Consider the following 19,572-nt stretch of genomic DNA (forward strand, 5'->3'; position numbering starts at 1 on the left):
TTCGCGGGCCCGAGCGCTACTTCGCGACGCGGAGCGCTACTTCGCGACGTGGAGCGCTACCTCGTCACCAGAGGGGTGGGCGGCGGTCCGGCCAGCGGAGCCGGTCCTCGAGCTGCGCGGCGAGGGCGAGCAACGTGAGCTCGCCGCCGGGCCGGCCGATGATCTGGATGCCCATCGGCAGGCCGTCGTCCGTCCAGTGCGTCGGCACGGTGACCGCGGGCAGGCCCGACACGTTGAGCCAGGACGTGAACGGCGTGTACTGGCACTGCTGCTCGAAGTTGCGCTCCGGGTCCTCGGCGTCGAACCAGCCGAGCGGCCGCGGCGTCATCGCGAGCGCCGGCGTCACGACGGCGTCGAACGCCGAGACCTGCGCCACGAGCCGGCGCTCGAACCCCGACAGCGTGCGCAGCGCCTCGACGAGCTGCCGGGCCGGGACCTCGCGCCCGCGCCCGACCAGCCAGCGGGTCAGCGGCTCGAGCAGGTCGAGCCGTGACGGGTCGTCGATCGGCACCGCCGACGCCCCGGCCATCCACAGGGTGCGGAACGCGGGGCCGTACTCGGGTGCCGGGTCGAGGTCGATGTCGGTGATGTCGTGACCGAGCCCGGCGAGCGACCACACGCCCGCGTCGAGCGCGGAGATCGCCTCGGGGCTCACGCGGACGTCGTAGAAGTCGTCCCACGCCGAGTCGGTCGTCACGGCCAGGCGGAGGCGCTCGGGCCCGTCCGGCACCGTGCCCCACAGCGCGGTCGCGAGGTAGTCGCCGGACCGGGCCGACGGCGCGCGCAGCGTGTACCCGTGCGCCACCTCGCCCTTCGTGGTCCACGGGATCATGCCCTCGAGCAGCAGCGCGGCGTCCGCCGTCGTGCGCGCGAGCGGGCCCGCGACGACGAGCCCGCCGAGCGACTCGAGCCCCGACCCGCCCGGCACCAGCCCGCGCGACGGCTTGAGCCCGACGACGCCGCACGCCGCGGCCGGGATGCGCACCGACCCACCGCCGTCGGACCCCGGCGCGAACGGCAGCAGCCCCGCGGCGACCGCCACGGCCGCGCCGCCGCTCGACCCGCCCGCCCCGCGCGTCAGGTCCCACGGGTTGCGCGCGACGGGTCCGGTCAGCGGCTCGGTGTACGCGGGGAAGCCGAGCTCCGGCGTCGACGTCTTGCCGAGGCTCACCGCGCCCGCGGCGTCGAGCTGCAGGACGAGGTCGTCGCTCACGTCGGGCACGAACCGGTGCTCGCCCGCGAACGCCCGCGAGCCCATCCCCGTCGGCACGCCCGCCCGGTTCCACAGGTCCTTGTCGCCGCTCGGCAACCCCCACAGCTCGCCCGACGGCGGCCCCGCGGTGAGCTCCGCGGCCCGCTCGCGCGCGGCGTCGGCCGTGACGGTGGCGAAGGCGCCGACCTGCGGACCGAGCTTCTCGACCCGCCCCAGGAAGTGCTCGACCACCTCCGTGGGCGTGATCTCGCGCGAACGGAGGCGGTCGCGGAGCGTGACGGCGGTCTGCTCGTGCAGGGCGTCCATGGTCCGAGGCTACGGTGCGGGCGGGTGCGGCCGCGCCCGCCCCGTGTGGTTGCATGACGCCGTGATCCACGACCTCGTCCTCGCCACGCACGGCGTCCGCCTCGAGCCGCTCGCGCCCGAGCACGCACCGGCCCTGCTCGCCCTGGTCGACCCGGACCTGTGGTTCGGCATGACGTCGCCCGTCCCGACGTCGGTCGCCGACGTCGAGGCGTGGGTCGACGCCGCGCGGCGCGCCGACGGGACGCTCGCGTTCGCCGTCGTGGGCGAGGACGACGGCGAGGTCCGCGGCTCGACCCGGTTCTACGACCTCGTGCCCGCCCAGGGCCGCGTCGAGATCGGGACGACGTTCTACGGCCGCGCCTGGTGGGGCGGCGTCACGAACCCGGCCTGCAAGCTGCTCCTGTTCCGGCACGCGTTCGAGACGTGGGGCCTGCGCCGCGTCGCGCTGCGGGCCGACGCGCGCAACACGCGCTCGTGCGCGGCGATCCGCCGGCTCGGCGCGACGCCCGAGGGCGTGCTGCGCAGGCACCGCGTCGCGGCCGACGGGTCGGTGGGGGACACGGCGTACTTCTCGGTCGTCGACGACGAGTGGCCGGACGTGCGCGCCGGGCTCGAGCAGCGGCTCGCCGCGTTCGCCTGACCCCCGGGCCGACCCGCGAGGTCCCTCACCGCAGGAGCGGCGCGACCTCCTCGCCGAGGAACGCGGCCAACCCGTCAAGGTCCGGCTCGTCGAGCGTGGGCTGCACGACGAGCGCGTCGACGCCCAGGTCGGCGAACCGGCGCAGCCCGTCGGCCACCTGCTCCGCCGAGCCCCACGAGCAGTACTCGGCCAGCGCGGCGTCGTCGGGCACGTCGAGGTTCCAGCCCCGGCACTCGCGCCGGAGCCGCTCGACGGCGTCGGGCCCGGTCGCGGCCGCGAGGTTGGCGACGAGGCGGAAGGGGCGCTCGCTGCCGGGCCGCGACTCGGCCAACGGGGGCAGGCCCGCCGCCGCGCGGCCCTCGTCGAGGAGCCCGACGGCGCGACGCACCCCGGCCAGGCCCGTGTCGGCGACGAGCACCGCGCCGTCGGCCAGCTCGCCCACGAGCCGCAGCGTCTTCGGCCCCTGCGCGGCCGAGAGCACGGGCGGCACGACCTCGGGCGGCCAGTCGAGCGCGACGTCGTCGAGCGTGACGTACCGGCCCGACGTCGTCACGCGCTCGCCGGCCAGCAGCGCGCGCAGGGCCTCGAGATGCTCGCGCAGGAGCGTGAGCGGCGAGCCCACGCGCGCGCCGACCTGACCCATCCAGTCCTGGACGCCGTGCCCGACGCCGGGCAGGAACCGGCCGGGGAAGGCGCCCGCGAGCGTCGCGACCTCCATCGCGGTCAGGGTCGCGTTGCGCAGCGGCACGGGCAGGACGCCGATGCCGACCGCGACCCGCTCGGTCGCGCCGAGGACGGCCGCGGCGCTCGCGATGCCGGACTCGAGGAAGCAGTCCTCCCACAGCCACACCTCGTCGAGGCCGGCCGCCTCGGCGGCGCGGGCGAACGGCACGAGGCGCGACGGCGGGTTCTCGTAGGGCGTGAAGATGCAGCCGACGGAGGTCATGGCCCGATCCTGCCGCACCCCGGAGCGGCCGTCACAGAGGCGTGACGGTGCCCTCGAAGTGCTTGAGCCGCCGCCGCGCGTTCCACCCCACGTAGCCGAACCCGTCCTCGGTCGGCGTCACCGCGACGTCGACCGTCCCGGGGAGCAGCACGGGCTTGGCGAACTCGACCGTCCACCGGTAGGCGTCGCCGCGCGCGTGCCCGACGTCGGCCAGCGCGCGCGCCGCGGTGTACATGCCGTGCGCGATCGCGCGCGGGAATCCGAAGGCCTTCGCCGAGAGCGCCGAGAGGTGGATCGGGTTGCGGTCGCCCGACACGGCCCCGTACGCGCGGCCGGTCCCCGGGCCGAGCGCCCACCGGCCCGTCGGCAGGGGCGGGATCCAGGTGCCCGCCGGGGCCCGGTCGCCGTCCTCGGGGGACGTGGAGGGCGGCACCTCGAAGCCCTTGGCGAGGTACGTCGAGACGCCGCGCCACACCGGTCGCTCGGCGCCGCCGTCGGGCCAGACCTCGGCGACCAGGTCGACCTGGACGCCGCGCCGGTGCGGGCGCAGGTTCTCCGCCCACGCGCGCACCTCGAGCCGGTCGCCGACGCGCACCGGACCGCGGTGCTCGACCGCGTTGGTCAGGTGCACCATGCCGAGCAGCGGCAGCGGGAAGTCGCCGCGCACCATGACGGCCGTCGCGAGCGGGAACGCGAGCACGTGCAGGTACCCCGCGGGCATCGCGTCCGACGCCGGCTCGTGCAGCAGGCGCTGGTAGTCGCGCAGGTGCGTCGCGAGGTCGGCCGTCTCGACGCCCGTGACGCGGTACGCGACGTCGGGCAGCACGAGCGGGCCGTCGGCCGGCTCGCCCGAGCCGATGCCGGGCAGGCCCGGCAGGGCGCGGCCCGCCGCGATGCGGCCCGACGCCGCCGCGCCGCGCGCGTACAGCCCGCCGAGGCCCGGGAGCGAGGGCAGGGTCTCGACGCGCAGCGGCTCGCCCGTCGACGTCGTGGGCCCCGTCGCCGTCATCGGCCCAGCCAGCTCTGGCCGCACACGCGCAGCACCTCGCCGTTGACCCCCGCCGCGGCCGGCGACGCGAGGAACGCGACCGCCTCCGCCACGTCCACGGGCAGACCGCCCTGCTGGAGCGACGACGCCCGGCGCCCGAGCTCGCGCGTCAGGGCCGGGATCGAGCGCGTCATCTCCGTCTCGATGAACCCGGGGGCGACGGCGTTCGCCGTGCCGCCGAGGCGCGCGACGAGCGGGGCCGTGGCCCGCGTGTGCCCGATGACGCCCGCCTTGGAGAAGCCGTAGTTCGTCTGGCCGCGGTTGCCTGCGATGCCGGCGATCGACGCGAGCGACACGATGCGCAGCCCCTCGACGCCCGCCTCGACGAGCTGGGCGTTGATCCGCAGCTGCGCCGCGAGGTTGACCGCGACGACCGCGTCCCAGTGCTCGGGCCGCATGTTGGCGAGGAGCTTGTCGCGCAGGATGCCCGCGTTGTGCACGACGACGTCGAGCCGGCCGTGCCGGGACCGCGCGTGCTCGAGGATCCGGGTGCCCGCGTCCTCCGCCGTGACGTCGAGCTGGAGCGCGGTGCCGCCGACGGCGTTGGCCGTCCGGGCGAGGCCCTCGCCCGCCGCGGCCACGTCGACGCACACGACGGTCGCGCCCTCGCGCGCGAGGACCTTCGCGATCGAGACGCCGATGCCGCGCGCCGCGCCGGTGACGACCGCGACCTGGCCGGTGAGCGGCTGCCGCGGGTCCGCCGGGCCGGGGTCGCCGGCGTCGGGCGACGGGCCCACCGGGAGCAGCTGGCCGTCGACGAACGCGGACCGTGCCGAGAGGAAGAACCGCAGCGTCGCGAGGGCCGACGTCGAGTCGGCCGCCGCGCCGCCGGTGAGCACGACGCCGTTGCCCGTGGCCCCGGCGCGCAGCTCCTTGGCGAGCGAGCGCAGGAGGCCCTCGACGCCGTGACGCGTCGCGGCGAGCTCGGGTCCGTCGTCGTCGGTCGCGGCACGCGAGACGGTCACGACCCGCCCGTTCGGCGCGAGCCGGCGCAGCACCGACCCGAGGGCGAGCACGGCGTCGGAGACGTCGGTCGGCCGCTCGGCCGCGGTGAGCACGAGCACGACGGCGCCCCACCGGGCGTCGTCGGTGGGCTCGCGCCGCACGTCGAGGTCCCAGCCGAGGAGGGCCTGCGCGACCGCGTCGGCGTCGGGCTTGGACGCGGCGTCGGACAGCACGAGCACGGGCCCGACGGTGAGGGCGTCGCCCGGCCGGTAGCGGCGCAGCACCGCGGGCCGCGGCAGGCCGAGCTTGGACGCGAGCGTCTTGGTCAGGCCCGTGTTGACGAGCCGGGTGTAGCTGTCGGTCATGTCTCTCCCTCGGCTCAGACGGACTCGATGATCGCCGTGGCGCCGAGGCCGCCCGCGGCGCACACGGACACCAGGGCGCGGGCGGGCCTGCCCGTCTCGGCCGCGCGCTGCGCGACGAGCTTGGCCGCCGTGGCGACGATGCGCCCGCCCGTCGCGGCGAACGGGTGACCCGCCGCGAGCGACGAGCCGTTGACGTTGACCCGGGACCGGTCGACGCTGCCGAGCGCGCCCGGCAGGCCGAGCTCGTTCTTGCAGTAGTCGTCGTCCTCCCACGCGGCGAGCGTCGCGAGCAGGGTCGACGCGAACGCCTCGTGGATCTCGACGACGTCGAAGTCGCCGAGCGTGAGCCCGTTGCGCGCGAGCAGGCGCGGGACCGCGTGGACGGGCGCCATGAGCAGGCCCTCGTGGCCGTGCACGAAGTCGACGGCCGCCGTCTCGGCGTCGACGAACCGGGCGAGGACGGGCAGGTCGTGCTGCTCGGCCCAGTCGGTCGAGGCCAGCAGGACGGTCGAGGCGCCGTCGGTCAGTGGCGTCGAGTTGCCGGCGGTCATCGTCGCGGGCTCGCCGAGGCTCCGGCCGAACACGGGCTTGAGCGACGCGAGCTTCTCGAGCGACGTGTCGGGACGCAGGTTGTCGTCGCGCGTCAGGCCGCGGAACGGCGTGACGAGGTCGTCGAAGAAGCCGGACTCCCACGCGCGGGCCAGGTTCCGGTGGCTCGCGAGCGCGACCTCGTCCTGCGCCTCGCGGCTGATGCCCCAGCGCGCCGTCGTGATGGCCTGGTGCTCGCCCATCGACAGGCCCGTGCGGGGCTCGTCCGTCGCGGGCGTGAGCGGCTTGAGGTCGGCCGGACGCACCTTCGCGAACGCCTTGAGGCGGCCCTGCAGGGTCTTGGCGTGCGACGCCGCGAGCAGCGCCCGGCGCAGGCCCTCGCTCACGGCGACCGGCGCGTCGGAGATCGTGTCGGTGCCGCCGGCGACGCCGGACTCGATCTGGCCGAGCCGGATCTTGTTGGCGACGGTGATGGTGGCCTCGAGCCCCGTCGCGCACGCCTGCTGGAGGTCGAACGCGGGCGTCCGGGGCGACAGGGACGAGCCGAGCACCGCCTCGCGGACCATGTTGAACTCGCGCGAGTGCTTGAGGACCGCGCCGCCCACGACCTCGCCGAGGCGCTCGCCCTGCAGCCCGAAGCGGGCGACGAGGCCCTCGAGGGCCGCGGTGAACATCTCGGAGTTGGAGGCGTCGGCGTACTTCTTGCCGGCGCGCGCGAACGGGATGCGGTTGCCGCCGACGATGACGGCGTCGCGCACCTGCGGCGTCCGTGCGGAACCGGCCGCCCCGGAGGAGGCGCCGGGGGTGGTGCCGTTGGTGGTCTTGCGTGTAGCCACGGTGAGTCCTTCGCTCCGTCGGTCAGGTAGGACTCACAGTACCTGATACTCTCGGTCTCGTGAGGCTGATCACATGACGGATCGCACGACACGGGCGACGACGGCCGTGGACGGACGCTCGACACGCTGGGACGACCACCGAGCGGCCCGGCGGGCCGAGCTCGTGCGCGCGGCGCGCAAGGCCGTGCACCGCGTGGGGCCCGGGGTCTCGATGGACGAGATCGCGGCCGAGGCGGGCACGTCCAAGTCGATCGTGTACCGGTACTTCGAGGACAAGGCCGGCCTGCGGCTGGCCGTGGCGGCGAACGTCGTCGCCACGATGCACGACGCGCTGCGCGAGGCCGCGCGGTCGGCGCCGACGCCGCACGCCGCGCTGCGGGCGATGGTCCGCGTCTACCTCGAGATGATCGAGCACTCCCCGAACGTCTACTGGTTCGTCACGCGGACGGCGATCGGGGGCAACGGGCCCGCCACCGACGGGCCGGAGCAGGAGGCGCCGCTCGGCGCCTACCTCGACTCCGTCATCGAGCTCGTCGCCGAGCCGTTCGCGCGGGCGGTGCACGTGCCGCCGGCGACGGCGGCCGCGTGGGCGGCCGGAGCCGTCGGCTTCGTCCGCGGCGCGGGCGAGTGGTGGCTCGCGCACCCGGACGGCGGCCCGGAGGGCGGCCGGCTGACCCGCGAGGAGCTCACCGAGCAGGTGACGCTCTGGCTGTGGAACGGCCCGGTCGGCGTGCTCCACCACGACGAGCACCTCACGCACCCCACCCACGCACGCACGCAGGAGACCCGATGACCACGATGTCCGACCAGCGCTCCGACCGTCCTGCGGGCCGGCACGACGCGGAACCCGACCGCGTGCCGGCCGACGGGACGTCGGCGAGCAAGCCGGAGCCGCGCGTCGACGTCGACGGCCTCGCGGCCCACCTCCTGGGCCGCTGGCCCGACGAGCGCCGCCGCGCGCGCGAGCGCGCCGCGGACCCGCGCTTCTGGAAGGACGAGTCGCTGTCCATGGACGAGCACCGCGAGCGCGTGCTCGAGCAGCTGCGGCTCATGGTCGCCGACGAGGACAAGCAGGTCTGGCTCGCGTTCCCCGAGCGGCTCGGCGGCGGCGACGCGCACGGCGCGAACCTCGCGGGCTTCGAGGAGATGGTCGCGGCCGACCCGTCGCTGCAGATCAAGGCCGGCGTGCAGTGGGGCCTGTTCGCCTCGGCGATCCTCCACCTGGGCACGCCCGAGCAGCAGGACCGCCTGCTCCCGGGCGCGATGGACCTGTCGGTGCCGGGCGCGTTCGCCATGACCGAGACGGGCCACGGGTCCGACGTCGCGTCGATCGCCACGACGGCGACGTACGACCCCGAGACCGAGGAGTTCGTCATCCACACGCCGTTCCGCGCGGCGTGGAAGGACTACCTCGGCAACGCGGCCGTGCACGCGACCGCGGCGACCGTCTTCGCGCAGCTCGTCACCAAGGGCGTCAACCACGGCGTCCACTGCTTCTACGTGCCGATCCGCGACCCCGAGACCATGGAGTTCCTGCCCGGCGTCGGCGGCGAGGACGACGGCCTCAAGGGCGGCCTGCGCGGCGTCGACAACGGGCGGCTGCACTTCGACCACGTGCGCGTGCCGCGCACCGACCTGCTCGCGCGGTACGGCTCGGTCGCGCCCGACGGCACGTACTCGTCGCCGATCGAGAGCCCCGGCCGGCGCTTCTTCACGATGCTCGGCTCGCTCGTCCAGGGCCGCGTCTCCCTCGACGGCGCCGCGATCGCCGCGTCGAAGATCGGGCTCGCGATCGCCACGCGGTACGGCGCGGAGCGCCGGCAGTTCGCGAGCGCCTCGCCCGTCGAGGAGACGGTGCTGCTCGACTACGCGACGCACCGCCGTCGGCTCCTGCCGCGGATCGCGGAGGTCTACGCGGCGCACTTCTCGCACGACCGCCTGCTCGACCTGTTCGACGACGTCTTCTCTGGTGCCAAGGACATGCCCGAGCAGCGCGAGGACCTCGAGACGACGGCCGCCGCGCTCAAGGCGACGTCGACCCGGTTCGCGCTCGACACGCTGCAGGAGTGCCGCGAGGCGTGCGGCGGCGCGGGCTTCCTCACCGAGAACCGCATCACGAGCCTGCGCGCCGACCTGGACGTCTACGCCACGTTCGAGGGCGACAACACGGTGCTCCTCCAGCTCGTGGCCAAGCGCCTCGTGAGCGACTACGGCAAGCACCTCAAGGCCGCCACCAAGACGCCGGCCGGTGCCGCCCGGTTCGTCGTCGACCAGGCCACCGACGCGGCGCTGCACCGCACCGGGCTGCGCCGCTTCGGGCAGACGATCGCCGACGTCGGCGACCCGCGGCGCGCGGCGGGGCACCTGCGCGACCCCGAGACCCAGCGCGAACTGCTCGCCGACCGCGTCGCGGAGATGGTCGAGCAGGCCGCGCTCGCCCTGCGGCCCGCGCAGAAGGCCGACCCGGAGACGGCCGCCCGGATCTTCGACGAGAACCAGGTCGCCCTCGTCGAGGCCGCGAAGGCGCACGCCGACCTGCTGCGGTGGTCGGCGTTCACCGAGGCGCTCGAGACGATCGAGGACCCGGGCACGCGCCGCGTGCTCACCTGGCTGCGCGACGTCTTCGGCCTCACGGTCATCGAGCGCAACATGGCGTGGTACCTGCTCAACGGCCGCCTGTCCGCGCAGCGGGCCCGCACCGTCACGAGCTACGTCGACCGGCTGCTCCTGCGCCTGCGCCCCTTCGCCGTCGAGCTCGTCGACGCGTGGGGCTACGGCCAGGACCACCTGCGCGCGAAGATCGCGTCGGGCGCCGAGGCGCAACGGCAGGAGGAGGCTCGCGCCCATCTCGCCCGGCTGCGCGCCTCGGGCGACGCGCCGGTCTCGGAGAAGGCGCTGCACAAGATGGGGACGCGACTGCGGTCCTGACGCCGCCGCGCGTCGCGCGCTACGCCGCGACGGGCGAGGGGGTGGACCCGACCGGCGACGCCGGGACGTCCTCGCCCTGGCTCGTCGCGGCGGGCCGCTCGTCCGTCACCGGCTCGGGCTCGCGCACCGGCAGCCCGAGCGTCACGGTGCCGGGCTGCGCGACGGCGCGCGGCGGCGGCGTGAGCATCGCGACGAGGACCGCGCCCACGACCCCGACGGCCAGGGCGACGATCGCCGTCGTCCGCCACCCGAGGGCCAGCGCCGTGCCGAGCAGCGTGCCGTCGCCCAGCGCGACGACGGTGCCTGCGACGAGCACGCGCTTCATGTGCTGCCTCCCGGGGAACCGTGACGACCGTCGTGTGCGTACGGTTCCAGGAGACGACAGGTTGTCGCCCGGCGCATCTGGGCGCGCCGGAGCGTGACGTCATCGTGACCAGACGTCACCCGGGGAGGCGGCCGGCGCGGTCACGTGGCCCAGCAGGAGCGGCGACGCCGGCACGCGCAGCTGCTCGTGCAGCCGGCCGGCGAGCCGCAGCGCGAGCTCGAACCGGACGGGCTCGACGCAGTCGGCGGAGAGCCGGCCGCCCACGGCGGGGTGCGGCGTGAACGCGAAGACCTCGTCGGGCCGCAGCGTGGCCCCGCGTCGCGCGGCGTCGTCGACGACGTCCTGCAGGAGGATCTCGGCGCGGCCGTCGGGCGACTCGAGCTCCGCGTACATCTCCACGGCGGTCGACCAGCGCAGCCGGAGCGAGCCCTCGACCGTGTCGAGGAACCACCACCCCTCGAGCGACTCGAGGAAGACGTCGCCGAACGCGGTGGCGAAGCGCGGCGTCCTGCCGCGGACCCCCAGCCAGGACCACGCCGCCAGCCCGTACTCGAAGGCGTCGCGGTCGAACGTGCGCAGGAGGTCCACGAGCGAATCAAACCACTCTGTGGTAGTGCGCGGAAGGGTCGGGGCGGACCCGGCGGCGCACGCGGACGACGCCGCTGGTCACGGCCACGCCCACCAGCAGGAGGACGCCGCCCGCGGCCTCCGCGAGGTTGGGTCGCTCTCCGACCACGAGCCACGCGGCGAGCATCCCGACGACCGGCACGAGCATCGTGAACGGCACGACCGCCGAGGCGGGGTGCCGCGCGAGCAGCGTGTTCCACACGCCGTAGCCGAACAGGCTCGCGAGCCACGCGGTGTAGAGCGTCGAGACGATCGCCGCGGGCGTGAGGTGCGTCAGCGCGTGCCCGACGGCGGCGGGCCCGTCGAGCGCGACGGCGAGCGCGAGCATCGGCACCGGCACGACGAGCGCGGACCACACCGTCATCGACAGCCCGGCCACGGCGGGCGACCGGCGGCCCGTGGCCGGGCGGGTTGGGCGCGGGCCGCGCGTGGTCGCGCGGCGGGCGATCACGTTGCCCGTCGCCCACGACGCCGCGGCCGCGACCGTGAGCAGGAACGCGCCGGCCGGCGTCGCCTCGCTCCTGCCCAGCCCGACCACGACGAGGCCTGCCCCGCCGAGCAGCACGCCGAGGAGCTGCGCGCGGGTCGGGATCTCGCGCAGCGCCGCGACGGCGAACAGCACCGTGAACGCGACCTGCGCCTGCAGGACGAGCGACGCGAGCCCGGGCGGCATGCCGAACGCGAGGGCTGTGTACAGCAGGCCGAACTGGCCCAGGCTCATGAAGAGGCCCACGGCGAGGACGTCGCGCCACCGGGCGGCCGGCCGCGGCACGAGGAAGATCGCGGGCACGAGCACGACCGCGAACCGGATCGCGACGAACAGCGCCGGCGGCACGTCGGCGACGCCGACGTCGATCGCGAGGAAGTTCACGCCCCACACCACGGTGACGAGGACGGCGAGCAGGGCGTGGCGCAGCGGCATGCGCCCCATGCTCCGGCCCGGGCCGCGCCCGCGTCCATCGACTTCTCCTCACGCACCGTGCAGCGCGGCTGAAGCGTGCGGCGTCGGGCCGGGGACCGGGGCGCCGCGGCGCGCCGGTAGACTGGGCACCGCGCCGCCCCGCGCGCCCCTAGGCCCGGACCGACGCCGGATGCCGCCCGCCGCCCCGCGGCGCGGTGATCACCCGGTCCGAGCCCTCCGTGCGACCCGAGGGAACCCATGACCGCGTCTGCCGATCAGGCTGTGAGCACCCCCCGCCCCGTCCTCGACACGGTCGAGAACGCCGCCGCGACGCCCGACGAGACCCAGCCGTACGCCGAGCTCGGCCTCAAGCCGGACGAGTACCAGCGCATCCGCGACATCCTCGGGCGCCGCCCGACGGCCGCCGAGCTGGCCATGTACTCGGTCATGTGGTCGGAGCACTGCTCGTACAAGTCGTCGAAGGTGCACCTGCGCAAGTTCGGCGAGCGCGTCACCGACGAGATGAAGGAGCACCTGCTCGTCGGCATCGGCGAGAACGCCGGCGTCGTCGACATCGGCGACGGCTGGGCGGTCACGTTCAAGGTCGAGTCGCACAACCACCCGTCGTTCGTCGAGCCGTACCAGGGCGCCGCGACGGGCGTCGGCGGCATCGTCCGCGACATCATCTCGATGGGCGCGCGCCCCGTGGCGGTCATGGACCAGCTGCGGTTCGGCGACGTCAACCACCCCGACACCGCGCGCGTCGTGCACGGCGTCGTGTCCGGCGTCGGCGGCTACGGCAACTCGCTCGGCCTGCCCAACATCGGCGGCGAGCTCGTGTTCGACGCCTCGTACCAGGGCAACCCGCTCGTCAACGCCCTGTGCCTCGGCGTGCTGCGCCACGAGGACATCCACCTCGCCAACGCGTCGGGCGTCGGCAACAAGGTCGTGCTCTTCGGCGCCCGCACGGGCGGCGACGGCATCGGCGGCGCCTCGATCCTCGCGTCGGAGACGTTCGAGGACGGTGTCCCGGCCAAGCGCCCGTCGGTCCAGGTCGGCGACCCCTTCATGGAGAAGGTCCTCATCGAGTGCTGCCTCGAGCTGTACTCGGCGCAGGTGGTCGAGGGCATCCAGGACCTGGGCGCGGCCGGCATCTCGTGCGCGACGTCGGAGCTCGCGTCGAACGGCGACGGCGGCATGCACGTCGACCTCGACGACGTGCTCCTGCGCGACCCCACGCTCAACGCGGGCGAGATCCTCATGTCGGAGTCGCAGGAGCGGATGATGGCCGTCGTCCGGCCGGACAAGCTCGACGAGTTCCTCGCGATCACGCGCAAGTGGGACGTCGAGACGTCGGTCATCGGCGAGGTCAACGACTCCGGGCGCCTCACCATCGACCACCACGGCCAGCGCATCGTCGACGTCGACCCGCGCACGGTCGCGCACGAGGGCCCGGTCTACGAGCGCCCCTACGCGCGGCCCGCCTGGCAGGACGCGCTGCAGGCCGACACGACGGTCGCCGCGGGGCTCGCCCGTCCGTCGTCGGGCTCTCAGCTGCGGGAGACCGCGCTGCGGCTGCTCGCGTCGCCGAACCTCTGCTCCAAGGCGTGGGTGACCGACCAGTACGACCGCTTCGTCCAGGGCAACACCGCGCTCGCGCAGCCCGACGACGGCGGCGTGGTGCGTGTCGACGAGTCGACCGGGCTCGGCGTGGCGCTCGCGACCGACGCCAACGGCCGTTACGGCAAGCTCGACCCGCGCGCCGGCGCGGCGCTCGCCCTCGCCGAGGCGTACCGCAACGTCGCGACGACGGGCGCGAAGCCGCTCGCCGTCACCGACTGCCTCAACTTCGGCTCGCCCGAGCACCCCGACTCGATGTGGCAGCTCGTCGAGGCCATCGAGGGCCTCGCGGACGCGTGCCAGGAGCTCGGCGTCCCGGTCACGGGCGGCAACGTCTCGCTCTACAACGGCACGGGCGAGCCCGGGCAGATCGACTCGTCGATCCACCCGACGCCTGTCGTCGGCGTGCTCGGCGTGATCGACGACGTCCGCACCGCCGTGCCGTCCGGCTGGCGGCGCGAGGGGCTGTCCGTCCTGCTGCTCGGCGCGACCGCCGACGAGCTCGACGGCTCGGCGTGGGCCGACGTCGAGCACGGGCACCTCGGCGGCCTGCCCCCGCGCGTGGACCTCGCCGCCGAGAAGGCGCTCGCGTCCGTGCTCGTGGGCGCGCGCCGTGACGGGCTCGCCGTCGCCGCGCACGACCTGTCCGAGGGCGGCCTCGCCCAGGCCCTGCTCGAGGCGTCGCTGCGGTACGGCGTCGGCGCGCGCGTCGCGCTCGACCTCGTCACCGAGCGCGACGGCGTCACGCCGTTCGCCGCGCTGTTCAGCGAGTCGACGGCGCGCGCGCTCGTCGCCGTCGAGCCGTCGCGCGAGGCGGAGCTCGTGGCGCTCGCGCAGGCGGCCGGCGTGCCGGTCGCGCCGCTCGGCGAGACCGGCGGCGACGCGCTCGTCGTCTCCGGCGCGTTCGAGGGACTCTCGTTCGAGATCGGCCTCGACGAGGCCCGTGAGGCGTTCGAGGGCACGCTCCCGCGCATCTTCGGCTGACCCTGTCAGAAAGGTGGTGGGCCCTGGCCCACCAGCCTTCTGACAGGCCGGCCCGGCACCGCGGCGTGTCAGAAGCGTGGTGGGCTCTGGCCCACCAGCCTTCTGACAGGTTCAGCGGTAGCGTTCGGGTCGTGGCCGGGTGGGTCACCGCGGTCGTCGTCGCGCTCCTCGTGATCTTCCAGCCCGGCCGCGCGCACGTCACCGAGGAGCAGGAGCGCCGCCGGCTCGACATCGTCCGGACGCCGGCCGAGGGCGCCCCGTTCGGCGTCGACCTCGACGCCTGCATCGCCTACCTGCCCGGTGAGGAGGAGCGCCCGGACGGGAAGGATTGACCCCGAGAAAGGCGTTCTCACGGGGGAGAGAGGTTCCTAGACTGGAACCCTCTGGACCTACGGGGTGCTCCGATGACGTGGCAGCTGGCGCTCCTGACGACGACGGCCCTGATCGTGGCCGCGACCGCCGTCCGCTCGTGGCTGCGCTCCGACGAGCACCGTGAGGCCGTCGCCCGCCGCGACCTCCGCCGTCGGGCCGGCGAGGCCGACCCGCTCGTGACGCTCGCGATCCAGATGCGCCTCGGCGAGCTCGCGGCCGAGCTGCGCAAGGTCGACGAGGATCCGGACGTGTTCGCCCGCGCCCACCACTGGCGTGCCGTGCAGGGCGCCTACGACGCGCTGCTCCGCGAGGCCTGCCGGCTCTCCGCGCTGCCGGTCGAGGACGTGCCGCTGCGGCTCGGCGAGCACGCCGCGGCCGAGGAGCGTCTGCGCGAGGAGCTCGAGCTGAGCTCGCGCGGCTGGTCCTGGTGACGCGTCGAGGGAACGCGTCTCACGTCGAGTCACACAGCGACGCCCCTCCACCCGCGTGGGTGGAGGGGCGTGCTACGTCGGCGAGAAGAGCGCTACCTCGGCGAGATGAGCGCTACCTCGGCACTAGAGCGCGTCGATCGCCTGGTTGAACGTCGCCGACGGGCGCATGACGGCGGACGCCTTGGCCGGGTCGGGGCGGTAGTAGCCGCCGATGTCCGCCGGGTTGCCCTGGACCGACAGCAGCTCGTCGACGATGGTCGACTCGGCGGCGGCGAGCTGCTCGGCGAGCGGGGCGAACGTCGCGGCGAGCTCGGCGTCGTCGGACTGCGCGGCGAGCTCCTGCGCCCAGTAGAGCGCGAGGTAGAAGTGCGAGCCACGGTTGTCGATGCCGCCGACGCGACGCGTCGGGGACTTGTCCTCGTTGAGGAACGTGCCCGTCGCACGGTCGAGCGTGTCGGCGAGGACCTTCGCGCGCGGGTTGCCCGCCACGCCCGACAGGTGCTCGAACGACGCCGCCAGCGCGAAGAACTCGCCGAGCGAGTCCCAGCGCAGGTAGTTCTCGGCGAGCAGCTGCTGGACGTGCTTGGGGGCCGAGCCGCCGGCGCCCGTCTCGAACAGGCCGCCGCCGTTCATGAGCGGCACGATCGAGAGCATCTTGGCCGACGTCCCGAGCTCGAGGATCGGGAAGAGGTCCGTGTTGTAGTCGCGCAGCACGTTGCCGGTGACCGAGATGGTGTCGAGGCCCTTGCGGATGCGCTCGAGCGAGTAGGCGCACGCCTCGGCCGGGGCCATGACGAGCAGCTCGAGGCCCTCGGTGTCGTGCTCGCCGAGGTAGGTCTCGACCTTGGCGATGAGGTTGGCGTCGTGCGCCCGGTTCGCGTCGAGCCAGAACACAGCCGGCACGCCCGTGGCGCGGGCGCGGTTGACGGCGAGCTTGACCCAGTCGCGGATCGCGACGTCCTTGGTCTGGCACGCGCGCCAGATGTCACCGGCCGCGACGTCGTGGGACAGCAGCACTTCGCCCGCGGCGTTCACGACCTCGACCGTGCCGTCGGCCGGGATCTCGAACGTCTTGTCGTGCGAGCCGTACTCCTCGGCCTTCTTGGCCATGAGGCCGACGTTGGGCACCGAGCCCATCGTCGTCGGGTCGAACGCGCCGTTCGCGCGGCAGTCGTCGATGACGGTCTGGTAGACCCCCGCGTACGACGAGTCGGGGATGACGGCGAGCGTGTCGTGCTCCGCGCCGTCGGGCCCCCACATGTGGCCGCCGCTGCGGATCATCGCGGGCATCGACGCGTCGATGATGACGTCGGACGGCACGTGCAGGTTGGTGATGCCCTTGTCCGAGTCGACCATGGCGAGTGCCGGGCCGTCGGCCAGGCCCTGCTCGACGGCGGCCTTGATGGCCTCGCCGTCGGGCAGGCGGTCGACGGCGGCGAGCAGGCCGCCGAGCCCGTCGTTCGGCGAGATGCCCGCGGCCTTGAGCTGGTCGCCGTACTGCTCGAACAGCGCCGGGAAGAACGCCTGGACGATGTGGCCGAAGATGATCGGGTCGGAGACCTTCATCATCGTCGCCTTGAGGTGGGCCGAGAACAGGACGCCCTCCGACTTGGCGCGGGCGATCTGCTCGGCGAGGAACTCGCGCAGCGCGGCGACGGACATGAACGTCGCGTCGACGACCTCGCCCTCCTCGACCGCGATGCCGTCCTTGAGGACGGTCGTGCCCTCGGCGGTGCGCAGCCGGATGGTCAGGGTGTCGGCGGCCGGCATGACGACGGACTTCTCGTTGGAGAAGAAGTCGTCGTGGCCCATCGTGGCGACGTTCGTCCGCGACTCGGGCGACCAGGCGCCCATGCGGTGCGGGTGCGTCCTCGCGTAGTTCTTGACCGCGGCAGGGGCGCGGCGGTCCGAGTTGCCCTCGCGCAGGACGGGGTTGACCGCCGAGCCCTTGACCTTGTCGTACCGGGCGCGGATCTCGCGCTCCTCGTCGGTGCGCGGCTCCTCGGGGTAGTCCGGGATCGCGTAGCCCTGGGACTGCAGCTCGGCGATCGCGGCCTTGAGCTGCGGCACCGACGCCGAGATGTTCGGCAGCTTGATGATGTTCGCCTCGGGCGTGGTCGCGAGCTGCCCGAGCTCGGCCAGCGCGTCGCCGACCCGCTGCTCGTCGGTGAGGTGCTCCGGGAACTGCGCGAGGATGCGCCCGGCGAGGGAGATGTCACGCGTCTCGACGTTCACGCCGGCCTTCGCCGCGTACGCCTGGACGATCGGGAGGAACGAGTACGTCGCGAGCAGCGGCGCCTCGTCGGTGTGCGTGTAGATGATCGTTGACTCGTTGGTCATGATGCAGCGATGCTCCTGCGACGTCGAGATTGCTTGATGTCAAGATATCCGACGGGGGCGCCGCAGGAGAACCGGGACCGGCCCTCCCGCGGCGGTTCGCCGAGCGCGCCGCGGCCTGCGGTCTTACCGTCGTGCCGTGCCGACCCGACATCTCCGACTCGCCACGACCCGGTCCGACGACGTCGCGGACGCGCTCGCAGCGCTGCGCGCGGAGCTCGGCCTGCCGGCGATGTTCCCCGCCGACGTGCTCGCCGAGGCCGAGGAGTGCGCCGCGCGGGACGTCTGGCAGAACCGCCAGGACCGGCGCGACATCGACTTCGTGACCATCGACCCGCCGGGCTCGCTCGACCTCGACCAGGCGGTCCACGTCGCGTCGTCCGGCAACGGCTACATCGTCCGCTACGCCATCGCCGACGTCGCGGCCTTCGTCACCCCCGGCAGCATGCTCGACGCCGAGCTCCACCGCCGCGGCATGACGGTCTACGGCCCGGACACCAAGACGCCGCTGCACCCCAAGGTGCTCTCCGAGGGCGCCGCGAGCCTGCTGCCCGGCGAGGACCGCCCCGCCGTGCTGTGGACGATCGGGCTGGACCCCTCGGGCGAGATCGTGAGCACCGCCGTCGCGCGGGCGATCGTCCGTTCGCGCGCCCGGCTCACGTACGGCGAGGCGCAGACCGCGCTCGACGCCGGCACCGCGCCCGAGTCGCTCGCGCTGCTGGCCGACGTCGGGCGGCTGCGCCAGGAGCGCGAGCGCGACCGCGGCGGCGTCTCGCTCGACGTGCCCGAGCAGGAGGTCGCGCAGCGGCAGGACGGCTCGTTCACGCTCGAGTTCCGGCGCACCCTGCCGGTCGAGGGTTGGAACGCGCAGATCTCGCTCCTCACGGGCATCGTCGCCGCGCGCCTCATGCGCGAGGCCGGCGTGGGCGTCCTCCGGACGCTGCCCGAGGCCGACCCGCGCGACGTTGCCCGGCTCCGACGCACGGCCCGCGCGCTCGGCATCGACTGGCCCGACGACGTCACCTACGGGCAGCTGCTGCGCACGCTCGAGTCCCGCCGTCCGGCCCATGCCGCGTTCCTCAACGAGGCGACGACGCTCTTCCGCGGGGCGGACTACCTCGCCTTCGGCATGCCGGGCGCCGACGGCGCGGTCGTCTCCGCCCCGGTCGACGCGAGCCACGGCGCGATCGCCGCGGAGTACGCGCACGTGACCGCGCCGCTGCGCCGCCTCGTCGACCGCTACGCGGCCGAGATCTGCCTCGCGCACGCGGCGGGCCGCACGACGCCGCGCTGGGTGCTCGACGCGCTGCCCGGGCTGCCCGCGACCATGGCCGAGGCGGGCCGGCGTGCGGCCGCGTTCGAGCGGGCGTGCGTCGACGTCGTCGAGGCGGCTCTGCTCCACGGGCGCGAGGGCCGCACGTTCGACGCGGTCGTCGTCGACGTCGACGACCGCCGCGAGGACGGCTCGCAGCGCGGCCTCGTCGTGCTGCGCGACCCGGCGGTCCGCGCCCGGGTCGAGGGCACCGACCTGCCGCTCGGCGAGCGCGTCAAGGTCGTGCTCGCGGAGGCGGACGTGGCCGAGCGCCGCGTGCTGTTCCACCTGGCCTGAGGGCCCGGCGCCGCACGCCACGCCGGTTATCGTTCCGGCATGCCTGCACGACGACGGACCGATCCCGCCGCGGGGCGCGCCGCGGTCGCGGCGTGGCTGCGCGGCGAGGCGGGGCGCGCCGAGACGACGACGGCCGTGCGCTTCACGCTCGAGGAGCTCGCCGACGTCGCGCCCGGCAACGCGGTCGAGGTGCGCGTGCCGCCCGCCGGGGCGGTGCAGGCCGTGGCCGGCCCGCGGCACACGCGCGGCACGCCGCCCAACGTCGTCGAGGCCGACGTCGAGACGTGGCTCGCGCTCGTCACCGGGCGCATGTCGTGGGCCGACGCCGTCGCCGCGGGCCGCGTGCACGCGTCGGGCGAGCGGTCCGATCTGTCGGGCCTGCTGCCGCTCCAGGCGGCGCGCGAGCGGGACTGAGCCGCGCGGCGAGGGTGCCGCGAGGGTGTCGTCGGTCCCGGTGTCGGTCGGCTCCGCTAACCTCGGCGCACACACGGTCGGTACCACCCGCCATCCGTTCGTGACCTGCGGTTCAGCAGCGGTTCACGCGGCCCTGGTGGGGTGGGTGCAACCATCGCCATCCTGCCGAAGGAGCC

At 74.6% G+C, this 19,572-nt stretch carries 17 protein-coding genes; 8 read left to right on the forward strand and 9 right to left on the reverse strand.

The features are described 5' to 3' along the window. Positions 1 to 64: 64 nt before the first annotated feature. Entirely contained in the window at positions 65 to 1,519 is a 1,455-nt protein-coding gene (locus tag ISOVA_RS01645; RefSeq protein WP_013837523.1) for an amidase, read from the reverse strand. Between the two features lie 61 nt (positions 1,520 to 1,580). Here ISOVA_RS01645 and ISOVA_RS01650 point away from each other — a divergent pair, with 61 nt between their 5' ends. Then, positions 1,581 to 2,159, forward strand: a complete 579-nt coding sequence (locus tag ISOVA_RS01650) for a GNAT family N-acetyltransferase (RefSeq protein WP_013837524.1) — start codon at positions 1,581 to 1,583, stop codon at positions 2,157 to 2,159. A 25-nt stretch (positions 2,160 to 2,184) separates the two neighbouring features. Here ISOVA_RS01650 and ISOVA_RS01655 read toward each other — a convergent pair whose 3' ends face one another. From ISOVA_RS01655 to ISOVA_RS01670, 4 genes are read right to left on the reverse strand one after another with little or no spacing between them, the layout of a single operon-like run. After that, on the reverse strand, positions 2,185 to 3,105 hold the full coding sequence (locus tag ISOVA_RS01655; RefSeq protein ID WP_013837525.1) for an LLM class flavin-dependent oxidoreductase: 921 nt from the start codon (positions 3,103 to 3,105) through the stop codon (positions 2,185 to 2,187). A 31-nt stretch (positions 3,106 to 3,136) separates the two neighbouring features. Further along, a complete protein-coding gene (locus ISOVA_RS01660) occupies positions 3,137 to 4,114 on the reverse strand; it encodes a MaoC family dehydratase (protein ID WP_013837526.1) in 978 nt (325 codons plus the stop codon). Then, positions 4,111 to 5,463 (reverse strand): 3-oxoacyl-ACP reductase, encoded by a 1,353-nt coding sequence (locus ISOVA_RS01665; RefSeq protein WP_013837527.1) that lies wholly within the window; start codon positions 5,461 to 5,463, stop codon positions 4,111 to 4,113. The genes ISOVA_RS01660 and ISOVA_RS01665 overlap by 4 nt, the downstream gene beginning before the upstream one ends. Before the next feature lie 14 nt (positions 5,464 to 5,477). Further along, positions 5,478 to 6,848: an acetyl-CoA C-acetyltransferase gene (locus tag ISOVA_RS01670; protein ID WP_013837528.1), complete on the reverse strand. Its 1,371-nt coding sequence runs from the start codon at positions 6,846 to 6,848 to the stop codon at positions 5,478 to 5,480. A 73-nt stretch (positions 6,849 to 6,921) separates the two neighbouring features. On the opposite strand from ISOVA_RS01670, the gene ISOVA_RS01675 reads away from it, so the two are divergent. Together ISOVA_RS01675 and ISOVA_RS01680 are read left to right on the forward strand one after the other, a co-directional pair. Continuing rightward, positions 6,922 to 7,641: a TetR/AcrR family transcriptional regulator gene (locus tag ISOVA_RS01675; RefSeq protein WP_013837529.1), complete on the forward strand. Its 720-nt coding sequence runs from the start codon at positions 6,922 to 6,924 to the stop codon at positions 7,639 to 7,641. Further along, positions 7,638 to 9,776, forward strand: a complete 2,139-nt coding sequence (locus ISOVA_RS01680) for an acyl-CoA dehydrogenase family protein (RefSeq protein ID WP_013837530.1) — start codon at positions 7,638 to 7,640, stop codon at positions 9,774 to 9,776. The genes ISOVA_RS01675 and ISOVA_RS01680 overlap by 4 nt, the downstream gene beginning before the upstream one ends. Before the next feature lie 19 nt (positions 9,777 to 9,795). Here ISOVA_RS01680 and ISOVA_RS01685 read toward each other — a convergent pair whose 3' ends face one another. The 3 genes from ISOVA_RS01685 to ISOVA_RS01695 all read right to left on the reverse strand — a co-directional run bounded on the left by ISOVA_RS01685 (position 9,796) and on the right by ISOVA_RS01695 (position 11,650). Beyond that, a complete protein-coding gene (locus tag ISOVA_RS01685) occupies positions 9,796 to 10,101 on the reverse strand; it encodes a hypothetical protein (protein WP_013837531.1) in 306 nt (101 codons plus the stop codon). A gap of 99 nt (positions 10,102 to 10,200) precedes the next feature. Beyond that, entirely contained in the window at positions 10,201 to 10,689 is a 489-nt protein-coding gene (locus tag ISOVA_RS01690; protein WP_013837532.1) for a T6SS immunity protein Tdi1 domain-containing protein, read from the reverse strand. A 7-nt stretch (positions 10,690 to 10,696) separates the two neighbouring features. Next, positions 10,697 to 11,650, reverse strand: coding sequence for an EamA family transporter (locus tag ISOVA_RS01695; RefSeq protein WP_013837533.1), 954 nt, complete (start codon positions 11,648 to 11,650; stop codon positions 10,697 to 10,699). Positions 11,651 to 11,887: 237 nt separating this feature from the next. Here ISOVA_RS01695 and purL point away from each other — a divergent pair, with 237 nt between their 5' ends. The 3 genes from purL (at position 11,888) to ISOVA_RS17120 (ending at position 15,036) form a co-directional block, all read left to right on the forward strand. Continuing rightward, a complete protein-coding gene (gene purL / locus ISOVA_RS01700) occupies positions 11,888 to 14,233 on the forward strand; it encodes a phosphoribosylformylglycinamidine synthase subunit PurL (protein ID WP_013837534.1) in 2,346 nt (781 codons plus the stop codon). Positions 14,234 to 14,364: 131 nt separating this feature from the next. Beyond that, positions 14,365 to 14,565, forward strand: coding sequence for a DUF6191 domain-containing protein (locus tag ISOVA_RS01705; protein ID WP_013837535.1), 201 nt, complete (start codon positions 14,365 to 14,367; stop codon positions 14,563 to 14,565). A gap of 72 nt (positions 14,566 to 14,637) precedes the next feature. Then, the gene (locus tag ISOVA_RS17120) at positions 14,638 to 15,036 is read left to right on the forward strand and encodes a hypothetical protein (protein ID WP_013837536.1); all 399 of its coding nucleotides are present in this window, start codon (positions 14,638 to 14,640) and stop codon (positions 15,034 to 15,036) included. Positions 15,037 to 15,159: 123 nt separating this feature from the next. Here ISOVA_RS17120 and ISOVA_RS01715 read toward each other — a convergent pair whose 3' ends face one another. Beyond that, positions 15,160 to 17,376, reverse strand: a complete 2,217-nt coding sequence (locus ISOVA_RS01715) for an NADP-dependent isocitrate dehydrogenase (RefSeq protein ID WP_013837537.1) — start codon at positions 17,374 to 17,376, stop codon at positions 15,160 to 15,162. A 136-nt stretch (positions 17,377 to 17,512) separates the two neighbouring features. On the opposite strand from ISOVA_RS01715, the gene ISOVA_RS01720 reads away from it, so the two are divergent. Then, complete coding sequence (locus ISOVA_RS01720) at positions 17,513 to 18,982, forward strand: RNB domain-containing ribonuclease (RefSeq protein ID WP_013837538.1); 1,470 nt, start codon at positions 17,513 to 17,515, stop codon at positions 18,980 to 18,982. A gap of 39 nt (positions 18,983 to 19,021) precedes the next feature. Beyond that, the gene (locus ISOVA_RS01725; protein WP_013837539.1) at positions 19,022 to 19,396 is read left to right on the forward strand and encodes a sterol carrier family protein; all 375 of its coding nucleotides are present in this window, start codon (positions 19,022 to 19,024) and stop codon (positions 19,394 to 19,396) included. The last annotated feature ends 176 nt before the right edge of the window (positions 19,397 to 19,572 follow it).

The organism is Isoptericola variabilis 225 (genome assembly GCF_000215105.1).
Taxonomy (GTDB): domain Bacteria; phylum Actinomycetota; class Actinomycetes; order Actinomycetales; family Cellulomonadaceae; genus Isoptericola; species Isoptericola variabilis_A.

Excerpts from the sequence above, each read along its gene's own strand:
- ISOVA_RS17120 (WP_013837536.1), top strand. The coding sequence starts at position 14,638 with ATGACGTGGCAGCTGGCGCTCCTGACGACGACGGCCCTGATCGTGGCC.
- ISOVA_RS01660 (WP_013837526.1), bottom strand. The coding sequence starts at position 4,114 with ATGACGGCGACGGGGCCCACGACGTCGACGGGCGAGCCGCTGCGCGTC.
- ISOVA_RS01680 (WP_013837530.1), top strand. The coding sequence starts at position 7,638 with ATGACCACGATGTCCGACCAGCGCTCCGACCGTCCTGCGGGCCGGCAC.
- ISOVA_RS01725 (WP_013837539.1), top strand. The coding sequence starts at position 19,022 with ATGCCTGCACGACGACGGACCGATCCCGCCGCGGGGCGCGCCGCGGTC.
- purL (WP_013837534.1), top strand. The coding sequence starts at position 11,888 with ATGACCGCGTCTGCCGATCAGGCTGTGAGCACCCCCCGCCCCGTCCTC.
- ISOVA_RS01695 (WP_013837533.1), bottom strand. The coding sequence starts at position 11,650 with ATGCCGCTGCGCCACGCCCTGCTCGCCGTCCTCGTCACCGTGGTGTGG.
- ISOVA_RS01675 (WP_013837529.1), top strand. The coding sequence starts at position 6,922 with ATGACGGATCGCACGACACGGGCGACGACGGCCGTGGACGGACGCTCG.
- ISOVA_RS01685 (WP_013837531.1), bottom strand. The coding sequence starts at position 10,101 with ATGAAGCGCGTGCTCGTCGCAGGCACCGTCGTCGCGCTGGGCGACGGC.
- ISOVA_RS01655 (WP_013837525.1), bottom strand. The coding sequence starts at position 3,105 with ATGACCTCCGTCGGCTGCATCTTCACGCCCTACGAGAACCCGCCGTCG.
- ISOVA_RS01645 (WP_013837523.1), bottom strand. The coding sequence starts at position 1,519 with ATGGACGCCCTGCACGAGCAGACCGCCGTCACGCTCCGCGACCGCCTC.
- ISOVA_RS01715 (WP_013837537.1), bottom strand. The coding sequence starts at position 17,376 with ATGACCAACGAGTCAACGATCATCTACACGCACACCGACGAGGCGCCG.
- ISOVA_RS01665 (WP_013837527.1), bottom strand. The coding sequence starts at position 5,463 with ATGACCGACAGCTACACCCGGCTCGTCAACACGGGCCTGACCAAGACG.